Raw genomic sequence first — 24,868 nt, forward strand, 5'->3', positions numbered from 1 at the left:
ATCCTCACGAAGCTTTTTGCATCATATTATTCATATTTTTTTCTATCTTGATTTGAGCATTAATTATTCCCAATACATCAAGAATTAACCCAATGCTTCCATCTCCTCTAACTGTTGCAGCACCTATACCTTCTACACTTCTGAAATTTTTATCTAAAGGTTTTACAACAACTTGATGTTGATTTAAGAATTCATCGATTGAGATTGCTACTTTTTGCGTTCCTGATTTAACAACAATTAACATTCCATCTTCTAAATTTACAAAAGTAGGTTCTACTCCAAATAATTGATGCAGTCTTACTACAGGAATAAATTCTTCTCTTAACATCAATAAATCTTGTGAACCGTCACCGATTTTTTTAATCATATCAGGAGTCGGTTGTAAAGATTCAACAATTGAACTTAACGGTAAAATATATTTTTGATCTCCTACTGCAATATCCAATCCATCCAAAATAGCAAGAGTTAAAGGAAGCATAATAGTAATAATTGTTCCTTTACCAAGTTCTGTATCAAGTTTAATCGCTCCGCCTAGTTTTTGAATATTTGTTTTTACAACATCCATTCCTACACCACGACCTGAGATATCAGTAACTTCTTTTGCTGTTGAAACTCCTGCTCCAAATACTAACATTGCTTTTTCATTATCACTCATAGTATTATATTGATTTTCATCAATTTGACCTTGTTCTAAGGCTTTTTTGGCAACTGTTTCAGAATCAATACCTTTACCGTCATCTTCAATTGTAATAATCATTTGACCGTTTGCTTGTTCTGCTGAGATTGTAATAGCACCTACTTCCTCTTTCCCGCTAGCTTTTCTTACATCAGGGGTTTCTAAACCATGGTCTAAAGAGTTTCTGATAATATGCATTAAAGGATCGGTTAACCCCTCAATCATTGCTTTATCAATTTCAACACCGTCACCGTAATGTTTGAACTCTACTTTTTTATTAAGTTTTTTAGATATATCTCTTACAACTTTAGGGAATTTTGAGTATATAGATTCCATAGGAACCATTCTTATACTCATGATTGAATCTTGCATATCTCTAATATGTCTTTCTAACAACTCCAATCTCTCTAAAACCGCATTTCTAGTTTTAGTCTCTTCAATTGAAGATGAAAATTGTGTAAGCATTGCATTTGTAATAACTAGATCACCGACATTATTCATCAATAAATCAATTTTATCCAAATTTACTCTAATGTTATTTGACGCTGAAGATTTTTTACTGCTCTCTTTTGCCTCTCTTGAAGCTCTAGCAGGTCTTTTTGAAGATGCTTTTGCAGCAGCCGGAGCAGCTTTTACTTCAGTTTGCGGTTTCTCTTTTGGAGCTTCTGCTTTTTTCTCTTTTTGTAATTCTGCATTTTGATCGGCATTATTACCTTTTATTTCTGCTTCAGGAGTAATTCCAGGTGCATCATCAAAAAATCCAAAATCATCACTTCCATCATGTTCAATTACCGGAGTTTTTTCTGTTTTTATTTTTTTATCTAACTCTTCATCAAAGAATCCATAATTACTATTTTCACTCTCATTACCTATTTCATCATCTTTAAAGAAACCGTAAGAGACATTAAACTTACTCTCATCAATATCAGAATCATATAATCCTATATCACCGTTAGCATTGGATTCATGAATATTTTCTTCTAAATTTTCGCTCTGTTCTTCAGAAGAAGATGCAGGAGTTTCTCCATTTATGTATGCTTTGATATCTGTTAATAAATCAGAAGTCATTTCTTCAAAAGTTTCTCTTGTAAGCTCTTCTGCAACTTCTAAATCAAGAATCTCTTTCATAACATCCAAGGCATCAATTAAAGTTCCCGCCATTTCCGGAATAAATTCTATTTCATGATTTCTAAGTTTATCCATCATATTTTCGACGTTATGGGTAAACTCAGCAAATAGTGCCAATTCAACAGAAGCTCCACTTCCTTTTAATGTATGAACATCTCTGAAAAGTTGTCCCATCTCTTCAGTAGTTAATGTTCCATTAGTTTCCGCTTCTAGAAGAACGTTATCAGCTGATTCAAAAAGTTCTTCAGCTTCCTCGAGAAACATCTCTCTATATTTAGAAATATCAAAACCAGACATATTTAAACCTTTTATCTACTTAATACTATATTTACTGCTTTTAAAAGTTGTTCCGGAACAAATGGTTTTACAATCCAACCGGTAGCTCCTGCAGCTTTTCCTTTTGCTTTCATCTCATCACTTCTTTCAGTAGTTAAAACTAAAATTGGTTTACTTGCGTATGTCGGGAGTTTTCTTAACTCTCCAATAAGTGCCAAGCCATCCATATTAGGCATGTTAACATCTGTTATTATCAAATCAAATGTTGTAGCCTTAGCTTTTTCTAAGCCATCTATACCGTCAATAGCTTCTGTTACATCGTTATAACCACCTTCATTTAGTGCATAATTCAACATATCTCTTAACATTGTCGAATCATCCACGATTAAAAGCTTAGCCATAAAAACCCCTTGTTTTTGTAAAAAAATATTATTTTAACTATATTAACCAAACAAATATTAAATTAACTTTAATATTTTAAATCCCATTTAACGCCAATTCTATACGATCTTTTTTAACTTTTAAAACTTTAATTTCAATATTATCATTAAGAGATAATACATCTTCAACTCTTTTTACTCTCTGTTTTGAGAGTTTAGAAATATGAAGTAATCCTTCTCCGCCTTTTGGAAGTTCAACAAAAGCTCCGAAGTCGGCAATTCTTACAACTTTACCCTCTAAAACTTCATCTACTTCATAAAGTTTTTCAAAGTCTACACTTTTTTTGTCATTATCTTTTCTTGAATGGGCATTACTTGAAATAGATTTTATATGTTCACAAGCATCTAAAACATTTTGTTTATTTTCACCGCTTACTTTTACATTACCGCTATCTCTGTCTAAATCGATTGAAACTGAGAATTTTTCTATTATTTCTTTGATTGTTGAACCTGCTTTTCCAATTACAACCATTATTTTACTAGGATCAATTGCAAATTGTTCAACTAAAGGCAGAGCTTCACTAGGAACAATTTCAGAAGCTGCTTCTTCCATTAGATTTAAAATATGTTCTCTACCCTCTTTTGCTTGATATAATGCCTCTTTTAAAACTGAAAGTTCAATTCCTCCGAGTTTTATATCCATTTGAAGAGCAGTTATTCCATCTTTTGTTCCTGCAACTTTAAAATCCATATCTCCATCATGATCTTCAAGTCCCATAATATCCGTTAATACAGAATATTTTTCTCCTTCTACGACCATTCCCATTGCAACTCCTGCAACAAGATTAGAGATAGGAACACCTGCTGCTTTTAAAGCTAAAGAACCACCGCAAACAGTAGCCATAGAAGAGGAACCGTTAGACTCTAAAATTTCAGAAACTAATCTTACAGTATCTTCATAATCTTTATCAATTGTTGATTCAAGTGCTTTTTTAGCAAGATTTCCGTGTCCTAATTCTCTTCTTCCTACACCAAACATAGGTTTTGCTTCACCTACAGAAAATCCGGGAAAATTATAATGAACCATAAAATTTTCCATTCTTGTAGATTTTTCAGTTAATACTTCATACATTTGACCGTCTTTAGCTCCTGCTAGTGTACCGACTACTAAAGCTTGAGTTTGACCTCTTGTAAAAAGACAAGATGAATGTGCTGACGGTAAGATATTTGTTTCAATGGTAATAGGTCTAACCTCTTTTAAACCTCTTCCGTCTGCTCTTACCTTTTCATTTACGATCATTGCTCTTACGACTTCTCTTTTTACAATAGATACAGCTTCGTAAACTACACTGTATTCAAGCTCATTTGAAGTACAATATTCATCTTCTAATACTTTTTTTGCGACATCTTTAAGTTCCGTAGCTCTTTCACTTTTTGCTAACTTTTGTAATGCTTTTTTAATATCTTCTAAATAATTCTCTTTTACATGATTAATTACCGCTTCATCAATAGTAAACTCTACTAACTCTATATCTTTAATCTCTTTTGATACTGATTCAAAACCGATTTCATATGTTTCATTTGACTCTTTTAATGCTGTTTGTGCAATTGAAATTGCATTCACTAATTCATCTTCGTTCATTTCATTTGTTTTGTGAAGTTTTGTAAAAGCCTCAATATCTACTTCAATCATCTCTTCACTTGAAATAGATTTCATTTCAATCATTAACAACTCTTCTTTTGTTCCCGCTACATAAAGATCTAAAGTGGAATCATCAAGTTGTTCTGTTGTAGGATTAATTACATACTCTCCTTCAACTCTTCCGACTCTTACTCCTGCAACTGATTTTTTAATCGGTAAATCAGAAGTATATAATGCGGCACTTGCTGCATTTAAAGCTAAAACTTGGATATCAACATCACTATCGGCACTTAAAACTATCACGGTAATTGTTGTAGGATAAATATAACCTTTTGGGAAAAGAGGTCTTAAACTTCTATCTATAACTCTTGAAGTTAAAGTTTCAAAATCGCTTGGTTTTCCTTCTCTTTTTATAAAACCGCCCGGTAATTTAGCCGAAGCGTAAGTTTTTTCTACATACTGTACAGTTAAAGGAGTAAAATCTTCTTCAACAGGATTGTCAAACTCACTTACTACAGTTGCCAATACAACTGCATTTCCTAATTTTGCTAATACTGAACCGTTAGCTTGTTTGGCAACTTTACCAAACTCAAATATTTCTTGTTTTCCATTTAACTCAAATTCACATACTGTTGACATAAAATTTATCCTTTATAATTTTTAATTTCTTCATAACTTATCTCTTCTAATTGGTCATAATAGAAGTCTATAGAAATAAAATGATCCAAATTTTTCACAAAATATAAGTCATCTGCAATTGATTCAATTGTCGGTATACTTGCAGTCGGGAGAATAGGTATTGCAACGGAAACGGATTTAGCTCCTAAATGTATTGCCGTTTTAATACAAGCCATCATAGTAAGGCTGGTATTTAACCCTTCATCAACTAAAAGTACGTTTTTATTTTCAAGATTTTCTAATTTTTTACCTTTTCTAAATTTAGTTACGCAAGCTGATAGTTCATTTTCATAGATATATTTAGATTTTGAAAAAACAAAATCCAAGCTTATATCAAAAGCTTTTACTAACTCTTCATGAATTACGACCTCTTCACTCTCGGTAACAATTGCAATTTCACACTCATCATTATTGGGAGCATAAATTTTTCTTGAAAATATTATATCGAGTTTTGCATCTAATTCATTTGCAACGATTTTTGCAATAGGTAAACCATTATATGAAGTAGAGATTACTATCCAATCTTCTAACTTCATTTTATTGATTGGTAAGATATCAATGAGTCTATATGCAGCGACTTCTCTATTTTTGAAATATATTTTATCTGGTGTCATTCCTCAGTACTATCCTTATCTCTTATCGTATACTGTTGGTTAATACCGCCAAGAGGTTTTAAGAATAGCTGTACATATAAAATATCTTGGGTTTTGTAATCCGTATATCTGCTAGAAGTAGCTTCAATATCTCTTTCATATTTTAAATTTAAATCCCAGCAACTATCTTTTATTGTAAACATAACGCCGTGTTTTGTTCTTACATCCTCTTTTAAATTGTAATTTGTATAATACCCTAATGAATATTTATCTGAAATTTTATATCTAGACATCACAGAATAAGATTCCAAATCTTCTTTTCCTGAATTTGGAGTATCTTTTGATAAATAATGTCCCAAACTTAAATAGATATTTTCATAAGTTAACGAGAAAGAAGAAGAACTTTCAATAAGCTCTTTATCATCATAATTATAAACCAATTTGTTTCTTATTGATCCTAAAATATAGTTATATCTTATCTCGTTTTCAATATTATCCAATTTGAAATCGTTATAATCATCATATTTCATTGTTTGTGTTAATTTGTGATTTATAATTTGTTTAAAATTATCTTTATCATATAAAGAGTGATTTATACCAATTTCTATATTATCTTCACCTTTTGATATAGGAAAAGGGCTTAAAGTGGAAGAATCATTTGTAATGGCATATAAATCACCGTCTTTTTTCATTGTATCTATATGATTATAATTGGCAAAAAGATTTGCCGTATGAATATAATCATCATAAGGTTTTACTAAATCGGTATTTAATGAAACCGTAGATTTTGATTCTATATAGGTTCCATCTTCAAAATCTACATCAACATTCGAGTATTCATACTTATTAAAACTAAATTCCTGTTTTAATCCTAGTTTTAGATAATCATCTAAAAGAGAAAAAGAGTAAGAAATAGGAATATTAAATTCATATTGTTGGGCATTTAAACCGTTATTTCTTTCGTGATTTGTATATTTAAAATCTGTTGAGACCAATAATTTATCTAAAAACAGAGGTCTGTTATAAGTATGCGCTTGTAATTTAGGCAGCTCCTGTAAAGTATTACTGTTACTATCATTTAATTTTATTTCATCAAGGTCGATATAATATCTAAAATATGTACCTAAATAGTAGTTTGGAGTATTATAAACATAGTTGATTTTTGATTCAACTTTTTTTGTCTCATCATCCTCTTCAAAACCGTCATCTAGGTTTTGGTACTCTACATCGTTTAAATAATTTATATCAACATAAAGACCGTCACTGTATCCCAGTTTATTTGGAGAGAGCATATTTTTTCTAACATAATTTACGCCTATTCCATAATGTTCTCTATTTCTTATATCATTCTCGTCTTGATATGATTTAAAATCTTTAAAGTACCCTAAACTAAGTTGCAACATAGAATCTACTGAATCGGCATATCTAAAATAGGTATAAACTCCCTTCCCTCTTTCTGTTTTATATTCGGGAACTATTTCAATATCATAATTTGGTGCAGGTGCAATATAAATAGGCTGAGAATAGAAAGCCCCGTCACTACTTGAATATCCAATAGTCGGAATTAGAAGACCGGTTCTTCTTGTTGTATCAGTAGAGAAACCTATATAAGGAGAATAAATTAAAGGAACATCTTTTAAATAAATTCTAGGATTATAGATATTTATCCATTTGTCTTTTGTATCATAATCGGCACTTGTAAATTTTATACTCCAATCAGGGTCTACACAATCACAGCTAGATAGAATTGAACTTTCCAAATGCACAATATCATTCTTTTTTGTAGCATCTTTAGAACTTATCCAAATAGAGTTAGCCTCTTCAAAATACAAACTTGGTTTTTGATAACTGTCATCCGTATTTAAATCTAGATAAGAGTAATTACTTTTTGTTTGTACATTATTGTTTTTAAGAACAACTACATCATCAAAAAGTTCAAAAGTACCTTTCTTTTTATCGTAAACTGCTTTTTGTGCTGTTATATAATATGTGGGAGAAAAAGCAACTACGTTTCCGGTTGCTATTACTATATCATTTTCAGTTACTAAATTATTGGCTAAAATTTGAAATTTTTCTACTTCGGCATGTAAAGTTACTACTAAAATTGCAGTTGCTAGGATTTTTTTAAGCATTAACGACTAAAGTCCTTCCAATTTTATCATGAAATGTCTGTTTACCTTCCGTAAAAAAAGCAAAAATAAATCCTACATAAAAAAACATTTCACTTACAATTCTAAAAATAGATCTAACCATAGCTGTAAAAATAGAGACACGACCTAAGGTATTATAATCTATTACTTTTATTTTTGTAATTATTTTACCCACAGTTGCCCCATAATACCAAACAAAAAGAGCTTGATATAAAAATTTTAGAAAGAGTATTTGCCATACAAACTCATTCATCACAAGAAGAACTGACGCTACATCATTATTTACAACCGATATTTTATCCCAGTATATAATTATTGAAATTACCGTTACAAGAAAATCATCAATTACAAAAGCAAAAGCTCTAGAACGTATACTAGCTAATTCTAAGTTATTATTATTCATACAACAACACTACTTATTTCAAAGCTTGATATGCAATATCTGTTCTACATTTTTTCCCGGCAAAATGAACTTGTCCACAAAGTTTGTATGCTCTGTCTCTTGCTTGTTTTATACTATCTCCAAATCCTATGCAAAGAAGAACTCGTCCTCCTGTTGCAAAAAGTTTGTCGTTTTCTTTAGAAACTCCGGCATAAGAGATATGAGTATTATTTAATATCTCCTCATCAATTATATCATCAACTATAATTTCAGCAGGTTTCGAAGAGCCGTAAGGATAATTTTCACTAGCCATAACTACTGCAACGGCATACTCATCTTTTATTTTTATATCTAGTTTATCAAGTTGTTTAGTAGCCCCTTTATAAAAAAGTTCAGAAACAGGCGTTTCTAAAAGAGGCATCAGAATTTCACACTCAGGGTCACCGAATCTGACATTATACTCCAAAATAATAGGTTCATTGTCTACAACCATTACTCCTATAAAAAGAACTCCTTCAAAAGGTGCATTCTCTTTTTGCATTCCTTCTAAAGTGGGTTTAATTACTTTTTCTTCAACCTTTTTATAAATTTCATCATTTACAAGAGGTGTCGGAGCATATGCACCCATTCCTCCTGTATTTGGTCCTGTATCACCGTCCCCTACTCTTTTATGGTCTTGGGCAGCAGGAAGAATTTTGTAATTTTTACCGTCACAAATTGCAAATATTGATAATTCATATCCATCTAAATACTCTTCTATTACTACAGAAGTTCCTGCTTTACCAAAAGATTCACCGCTTAACATATCTAAAACTGCTTTTTTTGCCTCATCTTTTGTTTGAGCTATTATTACACCTTTTCCGGCACATAAACCGTCGGCTTTTACAACAATAGGCTCTTTCATGGTATCTATAAAATTGTATGCTTCTTCTTTACTTGATGTTTCAATAAACGCTGCTGTTGGTATATTATATTTTTTTAATATATTTTTCATATATACTTTTGAACCTTCAAGTTGTGCAGCAGCACGACTCGGTCCAAAAACAGTTAAGTCATTTGCTTTAAAAATATCAACAACACCATCTACAAGGGGAGCTTCAGGTCCGACTATTGTTAAATCTATTGAATTTGATTTTGCCCATTGTGCTAACTCATTATAATCTTTTATATTAATATTTTTCCCTAAATTTTCAGTTGCACCATTTCCAGGCATAAAGTATAAATTATGATTTTCTTGCTCTTTTGATATAGCCAAACCAATAGAATATTCTCGTCCGCCACTACCAAGTATTAAAATGTTCACTAGATTTTCCTTAAAAAAGTAATAAAATAAATAATGTATCCAAGTAGTCGTTAACCATCAAAATGGCCCTAAAAGCCAACGATAGCAGGTAAGAATTATGCTTTAGGAGCAGAAATACAAAAATTGTAAACGCTTCACACCGCATAAATTACAATTACCCGCAAAATTAAAGTATCGGACCCTCAACAATGGAAATCCCGTACTACTTAGATATATATAATTTTAACTAATTATCTTTGAATTAAACATTAAAAATTATCCACCATAGCAAGTTTTATACACTCTTCTACCGAAGTTTCTTTGCTTAGCTTAAATTTAACATAATTTGGAAGATATTTTGCCGTTGTTTGACCTATAGCTATTGCTTTTAAACTATCATTCCAACTATATTTTTTGAAAAAACATTTTACACTAGAAGGTGATGTAAAAATAATTGTTGAGAAATCTTCTATATTTGTATTAATTTTCTCATTACATACGGTTTTGTATGTTATTACTTCATCTATTGAAATATTTGCTTCTTTAAGAGTTTGAACTAAATTTGAAACAACTTTTTGCGCTCTTATGTATAAAGCTTTTCTATTTTTTAACACAGGAATAAGCTCTTTTGCAAAATCATTTCCATGACCGCTTGAACCTGTAAACTCAATTTTTCCACCCTCTTCTTCTATAATTTTAGAAGTTTTTTGTGCGATTGAAAAAGAGGGAATATCTTTCCATTTTGAGGTTATGTTTGATAAAGAGTATACGGCGTTTTTAGAAGTAAAAACCAAAGCATCGTATTTTGATAAATCAATTTGTACATTAAGATACTCTATTTTAAAAATTTCAATATTTTCGACATTGTCAAATTTTTGATTATTAAGAAGATATATTTTAGGCATTTAAATTAAAACTCTTCTATCTCTTCTTCATCAATATCTCTTTCACCTTTTTTTCTGGCAACAAGATGAATAGGCGTTCCTTCAAAATTTATATTTTCTCTTAAAAAGTTAATCAAATATCTTTTATAAGAGAAATGAAGGAATTTAGGTTTATTCATAATTAGAGCAATTCTTGGAGGTTTTGTCTCAAACTGTGTTGTATAATATATTCTAAGATAATTTCCCGCAGGACTTGGCAAAGCGTGTCTTATTGTTGCTGTTTCAATTACTTTGTTTAAAACAGAAGTAGGAATCCTTTGTGAATAGTTATCATAGATTTCTACAATTTTATCTTTTAATCTATCTATGCTTCTTCCTGTTTTTGCAGAAACTGCAATAATTGGAGCATAATATAGAAACTTGAATTTACTTCTTACTTTTTCTTCTAATTTTTGAAAAGTATCAGCATTTTCATCCCATTTATTTAACACGATTATAGTTCCTAAACCATATTTATCAACAAGTCCCGCAATTTTTTCATCTAAATCAACCAACTCTTTAGAAGCATCAAGCACAACTAAAGCTAGATTTGCTTTTTCAAGCATCTCTTCCGTTCTCATTAATGCAAATCTTTCAATTCCTTCAATTCGCCCTCTTCTTCTAAGACCTGCCGTATCGACAAAAGTGATTTTTTTATCTTTATATTCAAAAGATTCATCTACAGGATCAATAGTAGTTCCTGCAACAGAAGAGACAACAGAACGCTCTTCTCCTACAAGAGCATTTAATATAGAAGATTTACCGACATTTACTCTTCCTATAATTGCAACCCTGACTTCATTATTATCCTCATAATCTATTTGTTTGTTTATATCTTCAGTTGGATTTAAAAACTCTTCTAGGAAATCATCTTCATCTTCTTTTAACAGCAATTGATTTTCTTCTTCTCTTGGAGGTAATTGATCTGCTATCCATTCAAAAAGTCTTTTTGTTCCTCTATTATGTGAAACAGATATACCAAATAAGTTCTCTTCATCTATTCCGAACTCATAAAAAGACCATAATCTTTCCAGCTCTTTATCATTATCAATTTTATTAACAACTAATGCCAGCTTTTTATTAAGAGTTTGAAGCTCATAAAATAGTTCTTTATCTTTATCATCGGGTATTTTTTTACCATCTACCATAAAAAGTATTATATCAGCCTCTTTTGCACACTCTACTGCTTTTCTTTTTACATTAGAAAAAATTTCATCATTTGTTTCATCAATTCCACCTGTATCAAGCATAATTGCATCTTTATCAAGAATCTCAACTTCATGTTTTCTAATATCTCTTGTAGTTCCCGCCAAATCAGAAACTATAGCAATTCTTTTTTTTGCAATTCTGTTAAAAAGTGAAGATTTCCCCACATTTGGTTGACCAATCAGTGCAATTTTTTTTAGCTTATTATTCATTAAATCATTATCCTTTATAAAATAAAAAAGGCATTAGCCAAAAGACTAATACCTTTAAAGAGTTTGGGTATATTATTAATACAATCCAAATTTTCCTTCTTCTTTTGTTTTATATAGTACTCTTAGATTGTCATCTTTGTCATAGAATACTTTAAATACATCATCACCTGATTTTAAACTGTCAAGTGCTTCTTCAATGTCAATTGGTTTATAAGAAGCCATTTTCACAGGGATAATTTCGTTTTCGAATTTTTCAAGTTCTGCTGCAACTTCATCTTCAACTCCATTTGCTTCAAATTCACTTAGTTTTGTAGCTTTATGCCCGGTAATTTTATCATGATGTCTTCTTAAAACTTTTGAAACTCTATCTACTGCTATATCAATAGCTGCATATAAATCTTTATCTTTTTGTTTTACAACAACAGTGTCTAAATGAGCAATATTTAAAGTAAATTCAAATGTAAAGGCTTTTCTTCCGTTTTTCTCTTCTTGTGAAATAATTGCACCAACAGATATAATATCTAAATTATATTTTTTAAAAATTTCGATTGAGCTATTTACATAATCTTTAATAGCGTCAGTTAATTCTATGTGTCTTCCTACAATACTTGTATTCATAACATACTCCTTTTACTTATATAATATATTAATTTTAGCATACTAATGATTAATAAATAGTCATGGTAATAAAATTACGACAGAAAAAGTTAAAAATAATTAATAATTGGTAAGTTTTTTTAATAGTGTATTTAGAGATTCAATATTTTTATCAAAGTTATACTTTTCATAACTTGATTTTTATGAAATCGTATAACTTTTTTTAATTTTTACTAATTACTAGAAGTTTCCATATCCATTATTAATTGTAGAGATTTAAATGAATTCTCCATTTGAGAGATAATAACGGTATATTGAGCAAACTGGTCGGCTAGTTGTTGATATTTTGTATCAATTCTATCTGTTTCATCTTCAAGATTATCATTTAAATCACTTAATTTATCAGAAAGTTTATCTTGAAATGACGTTAACGTTCCGTCTAAACTATCTAAATCATCTAAATATGAACTTAATCTTGTACCGATCCCCTCTTTTTCGGCATATCCTACAAATAACTCTTTTAAATCGTCGTAATTATTTGTAACGGCATCAGATAATTCAGCTGTATCTACTTCCATTTGTCCGTTTTTATTAAATGATATTCCATAAACAAAAGCATTCTCTTCATCTTCTAATCCATATGAGTCATAAAACATACTTTTTATATCACTCATAATTGATCTTAAAGTACTTGAATCAGAAATTACAGCTGCATTGTCTTCATCACCTATAGTATATGAATCTACTAAATCTACTAATTCATTATAAGCTGTAGCCATTTGGGTTATTTGATCAACAATTAAAGTATCGTCTCTTGCTATTGAAATTGAAGAAGTTCCTTGTTCTACTGCCGTTATTGATAAACCGCTTTGCAAAGTAAGTTTATTTGAAGACAAATCATAATCAGTCCCGTCTATAGTTGCTTTCATATTTTGAGCTTCTACTACATGATTTGTTGCATCTGATAAATTTAAACTAGCTATATCTTGAGTAATCGAAATTGAGTTAGACAGACCTGTTTCCGTACTTTTTAAAATAAGTCTATATGAATCATCTCCTACTTGTTCAATAGAAGCATCCAATTTAGAGTTATAATTTAATTGAGTAACTAAATCTTCATAAGTCATATCGGTTGTATCAAAATCATAATCTGTACCATCGACTGAAATCGTCAATGTTCCAGCTCCTATTGCAGCTGTTTTATCTGTTATTATATCAGATTGATAAACATCTTTTTGAGCTAATTGATCAACCGTAACAGAGATTGTTCCAGGATTTATATTACTAGTATCAGACGCGGCAAAACTCACAGAAGTACCAGAAGCTGTTGCTGACACTTCATCAAAAACATTAGTTCCAGATGTATATAAATCAAAACTTTCCATAATATCTAAAAGTTCTGATATTTTAGTGGCAACTTCATCTGTTGCCTCAATTTCTGCTTGAGTATCTTCTATATCCCCAGAAATAGGATCTATATATGCAGTTGATTCTGCTTCTTTAAGCTGATCGATTAAGTCTTGATTTAAATCAACACTTCCTGAACTTCCTAGTCCTAATATTCCTTGAGCCATCATTTATCCTTTAAGGTTTATAATGAATTATTTCATACCATTTCTTAAATTTAGATTAAACAATAATAATTTACATATTTAATAATGTATCTAACATTTCATCAACTGCTGTTATAACTTTTGCATTTGCAGTATATGCAGCTTGATATTTAAGAAGATTAACTTGTTCTTGATCGCCGTCTACTTTTGTTAAATTATCATAAGTATTTTGAAGAGAATTTAAGACTGCATCTTGAGCATCTTGTTTAAAAGCATTATCTTCAACATTTGAAGAGACAGTAACTAATAAATCTTCATAAAACTCTCTAAAAGATGTAGTTTCACTACTATTTGAATCAATATTTATACTCTCATCCCATTGTATTTCAGAGAGGGATTCTAAATCACTATTGGTTAAAGAAAAAACACTTCCGTTAATAAATTCCAAGGTATTAACGCTTGCACCTTTAAACATTGTTGTACTACCGCTTTTTTCGGCAAAAGACTCTACTAATGCTTTTGCAAAATCATCTAAAGACTTTTTATAAGAAGATATTTCCGATGTTTCGGTTGTTAACTCTTCGGTTAACGATTTTAAAGAACCTGAAGCGAAATCTAATTTTTCATTATATACGGAAACTGAAATATTATTTGCTGCTTCAACAGAGACATCACTTTTTTCCATAACTGTACCGTTAACATCAATTTTTATATCAAAAGCAGAATCTTCTCCACCTTCAACTGATCTTATTACTAAATTATTAGTTGTATCTAAATAAGCCTCTACTGAACTAAATTCAGAACTATTATTTATTGCATCAACAATTTGCTGTTTTACATCATAATCAGAACCACCTGCAGTATTTGCAGTTACACTTATAGAAATATCATTATTTAAAGTTATATTGATTGTATCTCCGCTTGTTATGCTTGAATCATTTAAATCTGTAGTTGTATAGATATCTTTTTGTTGGATATACTCTTCATCAACACTTAATTCACTTAAGTTTGTATTATTAAAAATTACAGTTTCACCTGCCATAGTTAATTTATAATTGTCATTATCGGTATTTACATCAACATCGGCATAACTTGATAACTTCTTTTCCAATAAATCTCTTTTATCTAAAAGATCGTTAGTTTCTCCATTTTGTCGAAGTTTTTTGTTTATATAAGTAATCTCTTTTAGTATTGAATTTACTTCATCAACTTGATCTTTCAACGAAGTTAAACTATTTTCTTGTAACTCTTCTAAATCCGAATATATTGATTGTATTCCTGAAACTAACATTTGAGCATTTGATTCAATATCATTTTTATAAACAGAAGAAGTAGGATCCCCTCTTAAACTTTCAATTGATGAGAAAAAATTATTCAGAGTAACAGAGACTCCACTATCTTCCGTTTCTTGAAATAACATTTCAGCATTACTTAAAATGGTATTTTGCTGTGAATAATAACTTGAAATACTGTTTTGAGTCAATATTTGATCATAAAAGTACAGGTTTGTACTTCTTTTTACTCCGTCAAAAGAGACCCCATTCCCCAAATTATTTTCAAGACTGTCCATTTCACTTGTTTGTACAATTCTTTTTTTGTACCCTACAGTATTTTCATTAGCTATATTGTTAGAAGTAACATCTACTGAATATCTAGATACTTTTAATCCAGTTTGAGCAGTATATAATGAATCCATCATAATGAATCCTTTAAAGTATTTTAATTACATATGTTTTATTAGTTTTTTTTAAAAAACAACTTTTTACTTTTATAAAAATTATCATATGTAATCCTTTTATATTATTTAACTTAAAAAGTTAACCAAAGACATATTATTCATTCTATTAATAGTAGAATAAAGTGCCGTATATGTATTTTCCAATGCTTTTGATTCAATTGCCAATGCAGTTAAATCAGCTCCTGCATACTCCTCTTCCAAACTTTTTAAATTTGTTAGCTTAGAAGATACAACATCGTTATATGTATTAATAGCAGCAGTTCTACTACCAACTGTTGAATGGGCAATATTTTGAGAATCATAAGCCGATTTTATATTATCGATTCCAGTTGAGATAAGATCTCTTGCCGCAGCACTACTAATTGTATTTCCATCTGTATCTTGCAGTTTCAAAGCAGCTATAACTTCATCTAAAGCATCAAAAATAGAGTGTTGTACACTAAGTGTTGAAGAAGTAGAGTTTGTCGCCGTAAATGTTCCATCCCCATTATCAGTTACTGAAATAGGAGTTGATGATGTATCACCATTTAAATATAGTTCATAAACACCGCCACCGCTATCTATAAGCTGCCATTCATTGCCTTCAGGATCTAAAATTTTTTCATTTGCCGAAAAAGTAAAAGTATCTGTACTTCCTACTGCTGCATTTTCATAATAAAAGGCATCTATTCCATTTACACCTTGAGAGACATAAGTAGCTTTTTCCACATTTAAAGTTTTTGTTGAATTATCACTTTGATAAGATGTTTGTCCTGTAACACTATCTGTAACAAAAGGTTTAGTATCTGTATTAATTCCTGAAAATAAATATTGTCCATTTACTTTTGTATTTGCTAATGATAACAGAACATTTTTAGAATCTTCAAGTTCCGTCGCAATTACTTCTCTATCTTCATCTGCTGTTGTATCAGTATTTGCTTCAATCAACTTGGCAATAATTTCATCTGTCACATCTTTTGCCTCTTTTAGTGCACTATCACTGCTACTATTAAAAGCTTTGCTAAGAGTAATATTATCTTGTATGGAAGAGTAGCTATTTATATCTCCTTGAAGACTTATAATATAACTATACTTTATTGAGTCATCACTTCCATACTCCAATGCCTCTTTCGTACTTAAAGCAGTATTTACTTTATGGTTTCTTTCATCTAAAATAGAAAGATTATAAGTTATTGCATCAAGAGATTTAATCATAACTAACTCCTATTATTTACTTTTAGTTTTTCAATTGTATTAGAGTTGTAAGTAATTGATCTGCTGTGGTAATAGATTTTGAATTTGCTTCAAAAGCTCTTTGAAATACCATAAGATTTACTAAACTCTCACTTAAATCTGCTGTACTAAGTTCTAAAGTTTTACTTTCAATTATTGTTGAATTATCATTATTTGTTGTATATATTGCTTTACCGCTTTCTGTAGTCTCTTTTAATAAATTATCTCCTACAGCTTCAAGTCCGATATTATTTGCAAATTGCGCAATTGCAATTTGTCCTACAACATAATCTACACCATCTTGTGTCATTGTAATAAGTCCTGATTCATCAACTGAAAACTCACCGAGATATGAATCTGTTAAACCTAAAGAGTCAAGTTTTAACTGAAGCGATGTTTTTGAAGTTTCTTGATCTACTGTTGAAACAATTTGCATAAATTCAGCACCTGCACCTGTATTTCCACTAAGTTCAAGATTCTTCTCTTTTGTATATGTTGTTGCTGCTGAAGCATCAGTATACTCAATAATACCCGAGAACTCTTCCCCTGTTGTTTTTGATTGTATTACCAATTCTCCATTTACGTTTTTAGCTTCAACTAATAAACTTAAATCAGGGTCTGTATTAATCTGAGATATGATATCAGTAATTGCCTCTGAATAACTTACAGGTGTACCTGCAGTCCCGGCAGTAGTGGTAACCGTTTGATTAATACCGTTTATTGCAATAGTAAAAGATATTGTATCTCCTGTTCCTGTACTACCGTCATCCCAAGTTATTGGCGTTCCATCATCATCAGAAACAATATCATCTTCTCCATATGCATCATATTGTTTACCGGCAACAGCATCTTTTAATGCTTCCATTGCTGTTTCAACAGCACCTCTTCCTGTCCCCTCAACAGATTCAGTTATTGTTGTTTTTGTTCCTTCTACTTCTGTACTTCCTGAAACTTCAACAACATCTCCTAAAGTAAACTCTTTACCCGGAATTATAGAATCAATTTTAATTGAACCTTCAATTACATCAATAAAAGAAGTAGACGGATTATTTGAACTATCAACTGTATAAGCATTTAAACCCGTAATATCGGAGATTTCATCTGCCAGAGCCTTATATGTAGCTACTCTACTTGCTAAAATATCATAATCTCCTTGATCAACACTACCGCTTCCATCAAGGTCTGTAACCGTATACCCCGAAGCATTAACTTCAGCTATAAAATCTGTGCTCGCCGTAGTATTTTGATAATCTGCCCAAACTTTATCTCCACCTATATAAACAAAAACTTGATCACGTTCTCCATCCATAATACTACTTGCACCGCTTGGAAAATCTATTACTGTTGATTGAGCAATTGAAGGAGATGAAACTGCATCCGGGTTTTCTGCATAATTTTCCAATGCTGCTGTATAATTTTCAATTAAGGCTTCAATATCTGAGATTTTTGATGATTGTGATTTTATTCCCGAACCTGTTAATTCAGATGCATCACTTCTTGAACTTGTTGCATAATCTGTAATTTTTGCTGCATAAGTCTCTACTCTGTTTGAAAATTTAATAATCTGATTTCCCGCTATTTCAGTAAAGTTATCATTAAAATAAGTCCAGTTGTCATTTGTACTTTCTACATCACTTGTAGGATCTAAAGCACTCATGGCCCATCCTTGAACTTCATATCCGTTTGCATCTTGTAAGGTTCCGTTCTCACCCATTCTAAGATTTCCTGCTCTTGTATAATAAGTTTCGGAAGTTCCTGTGGGGTTTATATTTGATACTACAAAAAAACCGTCTCCGTATAAAGCTAAGTCATAAGAGGAACCTGTACTATTCATTCCTCCTTGTGTATACTGCTTTTCTGCATTTGTTACTGTAGCACCTTTACCGATACTATCTTGATACATCATATCTGCAAATGATACTCTTGATGCTTTATATCCAATTGTATTAACATTTGCTATATTGTTAGACTCATTATCTAATGCAGCCTGAGATGCTGATAATCCTGAAATTCCAGTCCATAATGCACCAATCATTTTAAATCCTTTATTATTAATTCAAATCTATCTAAAAATAAATTTGCATATTCTTTTATTATATCAAAATTAGAGTAAAAAGGAAGTTCTCCTTATTTAACTCATTTTACCTAATATATTTTCGTAATATTTGTGTAAGGTAAATTCTCAGCTTCTTCTGCGTAAGTGGTAATACTATTTGTTGTATACCCAAGATCTATTCCTGTTGAAGAGATAGAACTTCCTCCTCCACTCACATAAACTGATAATTGATAATTACCATCACTGTTTTCTACCATATTTGCGGTAATACCGTCCATTGCATTTAATTCTTGTGCAACCTCTTCATAAGTTTTCCCATAAGTGCTTACTTCATGGGCATCACCGTTTGCATCTGTTATCGTTAAAGTATCATCTTCATTTGCCGAATCCAAACTATCAGAAACACTTGAAGTCTCTTCAAAAGAGTATATATCGTAAAAACCTGTTATTTGATGAGCAGTTAAATATATATCTCCGTCACTTCCTTCTACAGAAGCTATTTGATATTGTTTTGGATTTCCTTGATCATCTATTTCACCGTTCTCAACAATATTGCCTATTAGTGAAGCTGCATTGGAAAGTGCACTTTGTTGAAAAGATTCACTAAAAGACTCCATCGCATCAACAGTAGCCATATTTGCTTCAAGTGTAGATAATCTCATCTGAGAATCAAGCATAGATGAAGAGTCCACAGGGTTTGTAGGATCTTGTAAAGATAATTCCGTTAACATTAGTTGAATAAAATCTTCACTTTGTAATCCCTCTTTACTAACTGATGTGGTATATGTATTACCGTAAGCATCAGTTCCACTACTAGTTGTAACACCATCTGTTGAAGTAGTTGACATGGGTAACTCCTTTTCTTTTCTAATTTTAATATCATATAATTAAAATATAACGCTATTATCAATTATATTACCCAAAAGTAAATAAAAAGTAACAAAAAAGCTAAAATTGAATTTTAAAAATATGATAATCGTTACTATAATAATAAAAAAGGTTAAATCCATGATGTTTGATAATACTATCAGTAATATATAAACCTAAACCTAGACCTTTATCAATTGATTCATACTCTCTATTAAAAGGCTGAAGATACTCTTCAAAAGTTTTTTTAAGAGGTTTTCCATGGTTTTTGATTATTAAACAATCCTCTTTTATAACTATTTCAGGTTTCCCTTTACTATTATACTTCATAGCATTATCTATTAGGTTTTTAAGGGAAATAGCAAAAAGTTCATAATCAACATTTATCTTTGTAGGGTTTGAATATATCTCTATTTTTTCTCGGTCAACTAATAAAATATCCAAAGCTTGATCTATTAAATCGACGACTCTATACTCTTTTTTATCTAACTCTATCTGTCCTGAAGTTAACTCTTCGAGTTTTACAAACTCTTCAAGCAAATACTCTAATCTTAAAAAAGCTCTTTGCAAAATATCTTTTCTTTTGCTACTGTCTAAAGTATCTGATATTAGTTTCCCTTTTGTAATAGGTGTTTTTAATTCATGTAAAATATTTCTTAAAAAGAGTTTCCGTGAACTGTTTAAGTCTCTGATTTTTTTAATTGCATTATTAAATTCATTAGAGACTTGAGAAATTTCATCTTCACCTTTTGCACTTGTATCAATATCCAAGTTTCCTTCAGAGAATTTATTTATTTCATTCTTTAATTTTATTAAAGGTTTTAACTTTTTATATAAGAAATAAAAAAACCAAATCAGAGCTAAATCAATAAAAAATAGAACAAACAACCAAAAAAATTTACCTTTGTTTTCGTTTGATAGATCAAGTAACAAAATTTTGGGAGGTGTAGGGGGAACTATTTTTTCATTGAAATTCACATTAAAATCAAATTTAGGAGGCATAAATTTATTATTATGCATCGGCTTTGGATTAAAATAGATATAGAGTCTTTTGTTTTTTTTATATAAACTTATAATGTCATCTTCGTCAAAATCAATTTTTATCGGTTTTTGTGATAATAAATTTTCAATAGTAATATCTGCAAGTTTAATATTAAAACTCGAAATTTTTTCATTTATTTGAGATTTTTCTATACCTGTTCTTAAATCTTTATCAACAATTTTTATTACAGACAAATATCTTTTTAACATTAAAGCCTGATAACTTTTATAATCAAAAGTAAATTGAATATAAATTAAAGAGTTTATTAATATAAACATCAAAGAGAAGAAAAGGGTAATTTGAAATATAATGGAACTCTTTTTACTCATTAACCAATTTATAACCGACTCCTCTTATAGACAAAATATATTTGGGTTTTCTTGAATTTTTTTCTATTTTATTTCTTACCCTGCCTATTAAAACATCAATACTTTTATAACTGCTCTCATATTTAATAGAATCTACATTAGAAAGTAACTCTTCTCTTGAGACTACAAATCCTGCTTTTTTTATTAGATAGGCTAAAATATGATACTCTGCATTTGTAAGAGTTAGTTTCTCTTCTTCTTTTGATATTTCCATTTTCTCTTCATCTAGAGTAAAGATAGTTTTTTTTGACTCTTCTTCTTTTTTCGAAACATTAAAATTACATCTTCTTAAAATTGATTTTATTCTAAAAATCAATTCCTGCGTGTCGTAAGGTTTAGGCATAAAATCATCTGCACCAACGCTAAAACACGCAATTTTATCTCCTAAATTTGACCTTGCGCTGGAGATTATAATTGGAGTATCATAATCTTTTCTAATCATTTTACATACTTCTATACCGTCTATCTCAGGTAAAGACAAATCTAAAATAATTAAATCGTATTTTTTTAATCTTAAAGCGGATATAGCAAGTTCAGGAGAGTCATAGTTTGTTATTTTTATATTATATTGCTCTAAATAACTTATTAAAATTTCAGCTAATTCTAAATCATCTTCAATCATTAATATTTCTATCAATAAAAATCCTTTTATAGAAATAATTTTAATAAACCAGAGTAAATAAAGGGTAACATTGAGAAATAATTAAATAAGTATCTCCCTGTTCCCTTTTGCATTAGCTTCGGATAAAACTCCCGTTTGTTCAAGTTGTTCTACAATAGTTGCTGCTCTATTATACCCTATTCGAAGTTTTCTTTGAATATAAGAGATAGATGTTTTTCTATCCGTCAAAACAACTTGTTTTGCATCTTCATATAATTCATCTAATTCTCCTATTTCAAGAGAGTTTGAAGAGCCGTTAAGAGAAGATTCTCCTTTATCTTTTACAAAATTCATATCATACTCTACTTCTCTTTGATCTTTCAAGAAATCAACTACACTCTCTATTTCCGTCTCTTTAGACCACGGTGCATGAAGACGAACAAGCCCGGAAGTTCCAGGAGGTGTAAACAGCATATCTCCACGACCTAATAAAGACTCTGCACCTAAAGAGTCAAGAATAATCTTAGAATCTACTTTTTGCCCTACTTTATAAGATAATCTACTTGGAAGATTGGCTTTAATAAGTCCTGTTACAACGTCAACTGAAGGTCTTTGTGTTGCTACAATTAAGTGTATTCCAGAAGCTCTTGCCATTTGTGCCAATCTTGCAATTGAAAGTTCTACATCTTTTCCGCTTGTCATCATTAAATCTGCTAACTCATCAATTACGACAACAATATAAGGAATAGATTCAAAGCCTTCTTTTTTGGCTTTTTCGTTATAACTCTCAATATTTTTAGTTTTTGTTTTTGACATTAAAGTATATCGTCTTTCCATTTCTGAAACCATATTAGCTAAAGCATTTATTGCATCAGTAGGTTTGGTAATAACAGGAGTTAAAAGATGAGGAATATCGTTATACATAGAGAATTCAAGCATTTTAGGATCAATCATTACAAGTTTTAAATTATCCGGAGAGTTTTTATAAAGCAGTGATAAAATCATTGCATTTATCCCCACTGATTTACCTGAACCTGTTGTTCCTGCAATTAGTAAATGAGGAAGCTTTTTAAGATCAGTTACAAAAGGTTTTCCTACAATATCTTTTCCTAAAATCATAGTTAAAGGAGATTTTGCATTTTGAAAAATTTCACTCTCTAATAGTTCTTTTATATAAATAGTTTGCATATCATCATTTGGAACTTCTATACCCACAACGTCTTTCCCCGGGATTGGAGCTTGAATTCTTATTGTTTGGGCTTTTAAAGCCATTGCCAAATCATCTTGCAGATTTAAAATTTTAGATACTTTTACATTGGGTGCAGGTTTAAACTCAAAAGTTGTTACAACAGGACCTGTATAAGTTCTTACAACATCACCTTCAATCTTAAACATTAAAAGTTTTTCTAAAAGATCTTCAATTTTTTTATCTATTTGAGCTTCTGAAACTTTTGATTTTTTCTCTTTTGGAGGAGTTTGAAAAAACTTTGTTGAAGGTAATAAAAAATCTTTTGGTTTTTCTGTTTTTCCCAATTCTATTTCATCTAATAATTTTTTATTCTCTTCTAACTCTTCAACAATCAAAGCATGAGGTTGTTCAACGTCTATAATCTCTTCTATCTCACTGTCTTTATTCTCTTCTCTTTTTTCTCTTCTTTCACTGTTATCTTGATCTAAAGATATAATATTCAAATCATCTACTTCTATATTGGCAATAGAACTCTCTTCTTCCTCTTCTATTATTATTTCGGCAATATCTCCGCTGTTTTTTACACTAACTCTGTTTTCATCACTTTTTTTGACTCTTTTTTCTCTTTTCTCTTTTCTTTTATTCTCAATTCTTTTAGGTTTCACGGAAGTGTCAACTCTTTTAAAGTTAGGTACTATTTTTTTTGCATCAATTTTAATATCCGCACCATCAAGCAGTATCATTAAAGAAATTATAAGACCTATAAATACAAAAATCCAAAGTCCTACATTACCTATAAAAGGGAACATCGAAGAGACGATAAAATTTCCTACTTCTCCTGAATATACACCTTTTTGCACAATAAGAGATTGGAAAACAAGCAAAGAGATTAAAAGTAAAAAAACAGAAGAACTTTTTATACTAAACTCTTTTATATCAAACTCTTTTTTGATATTTATTATATATAAAGGATATAAAAAGAGTAAAAGATAAATATAAGATAAAAATCCAAAATATAAGTGAGAGTAAGAGGCAAAAACAGATCCTATTTTACCTACACTTATCTTATCACTGACAAATGTGGCATACTCAAAATAAACAATAATAAAAAGAAAAATTGAGGATAAAATTTTTTTAACGATGATAAACCCTTATTTTAATAATTTTGCAATTTTCCCTTGTAGTTTAAGCCACTGTCTATGCTCAAAAAGAGGGAATCCAGCCCATTGTTTTTTAGGAGTCGTAATAGATTTGGTAACTCCTCCACGTGCCGCTATTGTAGTAAAAGCAGCAATTTCCAAGTGTCCTGCCGTTGCACTTTGTCCACCCATAATAACATATTCATGTAAAGTTGTAGATCCTGAAAGTCCAACTTGTCCCGTAAGGATACATCCTTCTCCTAATTTACAGTTATGTGCTATATGAATTAAATTATCAAGTCTTACTCTGTCGGATAGAATAGTTGATTTAAATACAGCTCTATCTATAGAACAATTTGCTCCTATTTCCACATCATTTCCAATAACTACGTTACCGTTTTGATATATTTTGATATATTTTCCATCTTTTGTGTGTGCAAAACCAAAACCGTCGCTTCCAATTACGGTTCCTGCATGAATAATACAATTATTTCCTACTTTACAGTCTCTATATATTGAAACATTCGGATAAATAACCGTATTATCTCCTATTTGAACATTATCTCCTATAAAAACACCTGACATAATAGTACAGTTTTCACCTATTGTCGAATTCTTACCTAAATGAACATTATCCATTATTATCGTATTATCTTTGACAATACAATCACTTCCTTTAGTTTCAATTAATTTAGGTGCAAAAAGTTTTGAAGCATAAGCTAAGGTCAAATAAGGCTCATCGCAAATCAACGCTATACAGTTTTCAGGTACTTTTAAGGCTACCTCTTTTTTAACAAAAACAGCTGCTGCTTTTGTTTTTTCCAAATCATGTGCATATTTTTTATTTTCTAAAAAAGATAATTCATTTTCATTTGAATCAAGAAGAGAATTTAGTCCTGAAATCTCAACTTCACTTTCACACTCTAAATTTAAAGCTTTTGCTATCTCATTAAGTTTCAATCTATATCCTTAAAAAAG

General features: G+C 30.3%; 19 protein-coding genes. All 19 read right to left on the bottom strand.

The features are described 5' to 3' along the window. Window positions 1-4: 4 nt before the first annotated feature. Window positions 5-2,101, bottom strand: a complete 2,097-nt coding sequence (locus tag AANAER_RS07850) for a chemotaxis protein CheA (RefSeq protein WP_129081719.1) — start codon at window positions 2,099-2,101, stop codon at window positions 5-7. 11 nt (window positions 2,102-2,112) lie between these two features. Next, window positions 2,113-2,481, bottom strand: coding sequence for a response regulator (locus AANAER_RS07855; RefSeq protein ID WP_044414784.1), 369 nt, complete (start codon window positions 2,479-2,481; stop codon window positions 2,113-2,115). 76 nt (window positions 2,482-2,557) lie between these two features. Further along, a complete protein-coding gene (locus tag AANAER_RS07860; protein ID WP_129081720.1) occupies window positions 2,558-4,741 on the bottom strand; it encodes a polyribonucleotide nucleotidyltransferase in 2,184 nt (727 codons plus the stop codon). Between the two features lie 5 nt (window positions 4,742-4,746). Next, window positions 4,747-5,394 (bottom strand): phosphoribosyltransferase, encoded by a 648-nt coding sequence (locus AANAER_RS07865; protein WP_044414780.1) that lies wholly within the window; start codon window positions 5,392-5,394, stop codon window positions 4,747-4,749. After that, entirely contained in the window at window positions 5,391-7,505 is a 2,115-nt protein-coding gene (locus tag AANAER_RS07870) for an LPS-assembly protein LptD (protein ID WP_129081721.1), read from the bottom strand. The genes AANAER_RS07865 and AANAER_RS07870 overlap by 4 nt, the downstream gene beginning before the upstream one ends. Then, a complete protein-coding gene (locus tag AANAER_RS07875; RefSeq protein ID WP_044414776.1) occupies window positions 7,498-7,926 on the bottom strand; it encodes an RDD family protein in 429 nt (142 codons plus the stop codon). The genes AANAER_RS07870 and AANAER_RS07875 overlap by 8 nt, the downstream gene beginning before the upstream one ends. A 13-nt stretch (window positions 7,927-7,939) precedes the next feature. Continuing rightward, the gene (gene purD, locus AANAER_RS07880; RefSeq protein ID WP_129081722.1) at window positions 7,940-9,208 is read right to left on the bottom strand and encodes a phosphoribosylamine--glycine ligase; all 1,269 of its coding nucleotides are present in this window, start codon (window positions 9,206-9,208) and stop codon (window positions 7,940-7,942) included. A gap of 248 nt (window positions 9,209-9,456) precedes the next feature. Beyond that, a complete protein-coding gene (locus tag AANAER_RS07885; RefSeq protein WP_129081723.1) occupies window positions 9,457-10,092 on the bottom strand; it encodes a uroporphyrinogen-III synthase in 636 nt (211 codons plus the stop codon). 5 nt (window positions 10,093-10,097) lie between these two features. After that, window positions 10,098-11,528 (bottom strand): ribosome biogenesis GTPase Der, encoded by a 1,431-nt coding sequence (gene der, locus AANAER_RS07890; RefSeq protein ID WP_129081724.1) that lies wholly within the window; start codon window positions 11,526-11,528, stop codon window positions 10,098-10,100. A gap of 75 nt (window positions 11,529-11,603) precedes the next feature. Then, on the bottom strand, window positions 11,604-12,146 hold the full coding sequence (gene hpf, locus AANAER_RS07895; RefSeq protein WP_044414768.1) for a ribosome hibernation-promoting factor, HPF/YfiA family: 543 nt from the start codon (window positions 12,144-12,146) through the stop codon (window positions 11,604-11,606). 212 nt (window positions 12,147-12,358) lie between these two features. Beyond that, on the bottom strand, window positions 12,359-13,699 hold the full coding sequence (gene fliD / locus AANAER_RS07900) for a flagellar filament capping protein FliD (protein WP_164969339.1): 1,341 nt from the start codon (window positions 13,697-13,699) through the stop codon (window positions 12,359-12,361). Between the two features lie 70 nt (window positions 13,700-13,769). Beyond that, window positions 13,770-15,377 carry a flagellar hook-associated protein FlgK gene (locus AANAER_RS07905; protein WP_129081726.1) on the bottom strand — a complete coding sequence of 536 codons (1,608 nt, stop codon included), beginning with the start codon at window positions 15,375-15,377 and terminating at the stop codon, window positions 13,770-13,772. Between the two features lie 105 nt (window positions 15,378-15,482). After that, entirely contained in the window at window positions 15,483-16,610 is a 1,128-nt protein-coding gene (gene flgL, locus AANAER_RS07910) for a flagellar hook-associated protein FlgL (protein WP_129081727.1), read from the bottom strand. A gap of 22 nt (window positions 16,611-16,632) precedes the next feature. Then, complete coding sequence (locus tag AANAER_RS07915; RefSeq protein ID WP_129081728.1) at window positions 16,633-18,663, bottom strand: flagellar hook-basal body complex protein; 2,031 nt, start codon at window positions 18,661-18,663, stop codon at window positions 16,633-16,635. A 110-nt stretch (window positions 18,664-18,773) separates the two neighbouring features. Further along, a complete protein-coding gene (locus tag AANAER_RS07920) occupies window positions 18,774-19,532 on the bottom strand; it encodes a flagellar hook assembly protein FlgD (RefSeq protein WP_129081729.1) in 759 nt (252 codons plus the stop codon). Between the two features lie 100 nt (window positions 19,533-19,632). Continuing rightward, the gene (locus AANAER_RS07925; protein ID WP_218937435.1) at window positions 19,633-20,922 is read right to left on the bottom strand and encodes an ArsS family sensor histidine kinase; all 1,290 of its coding nucleotides are present in this window, start codon (window positions 20,920-20,922) and stop codon (window positions 19,633-19,635) included. Beyond that, window positions 20,915-21,598 (bottom strand): response regulator transcription factor, encoded by a 684-nt coding sequence (locus tag AANAER_RS07930; RefSeq protein WP_129081730.1) that lies wholly within the window; start codon window positions 21,596-21,598, stop codon window positions 20,915-20,917. The genes AANAER_RS07925 and AANAER_RS07930 overlap by 8 nt, the downstream gene beginning before the upstream one ends. A gap of 66 nt (window positions 21,599-21,664) precedes the next feature. Continuing rightward, window positions 21,665-23,854: a DNA translocase FtsK gene (locus AANAER_RS07935; RefSeq protein ID WP_407646607.1), complete on the bottom strand. Its 2,190-nt coding sequence runs from the start codon at window positions 23,852-23,854 to the stop codon at window positions 21,665-21,667. A 48-nt stretch (window positions 23,855-23,902) separates the two neighbouring features. After that, window positions 23,903-24,850 carry a UDP-3-O-(3-hydroxymyristoyl)glucosamine N-acyltransferase gene (gene lpxD / locus AANAER_RS07940; protein ID WP_129081732.1) on the bottom strand — a complete coding sequence of 316 codons (948 nt, stop codon included), beginning with the start codon at window positions 24,848-24,850 and terminating at the stop codon, window positions 23,903-23,905. Window positions 24,851-24,868 lie beyond the last annotated feature (18 nt).

The organism is Halarcobacter anaerophilus, assembly GCF_006459125.1.
In the GTDB taxonomy this organism is placed as follows: Bacteria; Campylobacterota; Campylobacteria; order Campylobacterales; family Arcobacteraceae; genus Halarcobacter; species Halarcobacter anaerophilus.

Excerpts from the sequence above, each read along its gene's own strand:
- AANAER_RS07850 (WP_129081719.1), bottom strand. The coding sequence starts at position 2,101 with ATGTCTGGTTTTGATATTTCTAAATATAGAGAGATGTTTCTCGAGGAA.
- AANAER_RS07855 (WP_044414784.1), bottom strand. The coding sequence starts at position 2,481 with ATGGCTAAGCTTTTAATCGTGGATGATTCGACAATGTTAAGAGATATG.
- AANAER_RS07860 (WP_129081720.1), bottom strand. The coding sequence starts at position 4,741 with ATGTCAACAGTATGTGAATTTGAGTTAAATGGAAAACAAGAAATATTT.
- AANAER_RS07865 (WP_044414780.1), bottom strand. The coding sequence starts at position 5,394 with ATGACACCAGATAAAATATATTTCAAAAATAGAGAAGTCGCTGCATAT.
- AANAER_RS07870 (WP_129081721.1), bottom strand. The coding sequence starts at position 7,505 with ATGCTTAAAAAAATCCTAGCAACTGCAATTTTAGTAGTAACTTTACAT.
- AANAER_RS07875 (WP_044414776.1), bottom strand. The coding sequence starts at position 7,926 with ATGAATAATAATAACTTAGAATTAGCTAGTATACGTTCTAGAGCTTTT.
- AANAER_RS07885 (WP_129081723.1), bottom strand. The coding sequence starts at position 10,092 with ATGCCTAAAATATATCTTCTTAATAATCAAAAATTTGACAATGTCGAA.
- der (WP_129081724.1), bottom strand. The coding sequence starts at position 11,528 with ATGAATAATAAGCTAAAAAAAATTGCACTGATTGGTCAACCAAATGTG.
- hpf (WP_044414768.1), bottom strand. The coding sequence starts at position 12,146 with ATGAATACAAGTATTGTAGGAAGACACATAGAATTAACTGACGCTATT.
- fliD (WP_164969339.1), bottom strand. The coding sequence starts at position 13,699 with ATGGCTCAAGGAATATTAGGACTAGGAAGTTCAGGAAGTGTTGATTTA.
- AANAER_RS07905 (WP_129081726.1), bottom strand. The coding sequence starts at position 15,377 with ATGATGGATTCATTATATACTGCTCAAACTGGATTAAAAGTATCTAGA.
- flgL (WP_129081727.1), bottom strand. The coding sequence starts at position 16,610 with ATGATTAAATCTCTTGATGCAATAACTTATAATCTTTCTATTTTAGAT.
- AANAER_RS07915 (WP_129081728.1), bottom strand. The coding sequence starts at position 18,663 with ATGATTGGTGCATTATGGACTGGAATTTCAGGATTATCAGCATCTCAG.
- AANAER_RS07920 (WP_129081729.1), bottom strand. The coding sequence starts at position 19,532 with ATGTCAACTACTTCAACAGATGGTGTTACAACTAGTAGTGGAACTGAT.
- AANAER_RS07925 (WP_218937435.1), bottom strand. The coding sequence starts at position 20,922 with ATGAGTAAAAAGAGTTCCATTATATTTCAAATTACCCTTTTCTTCTCT.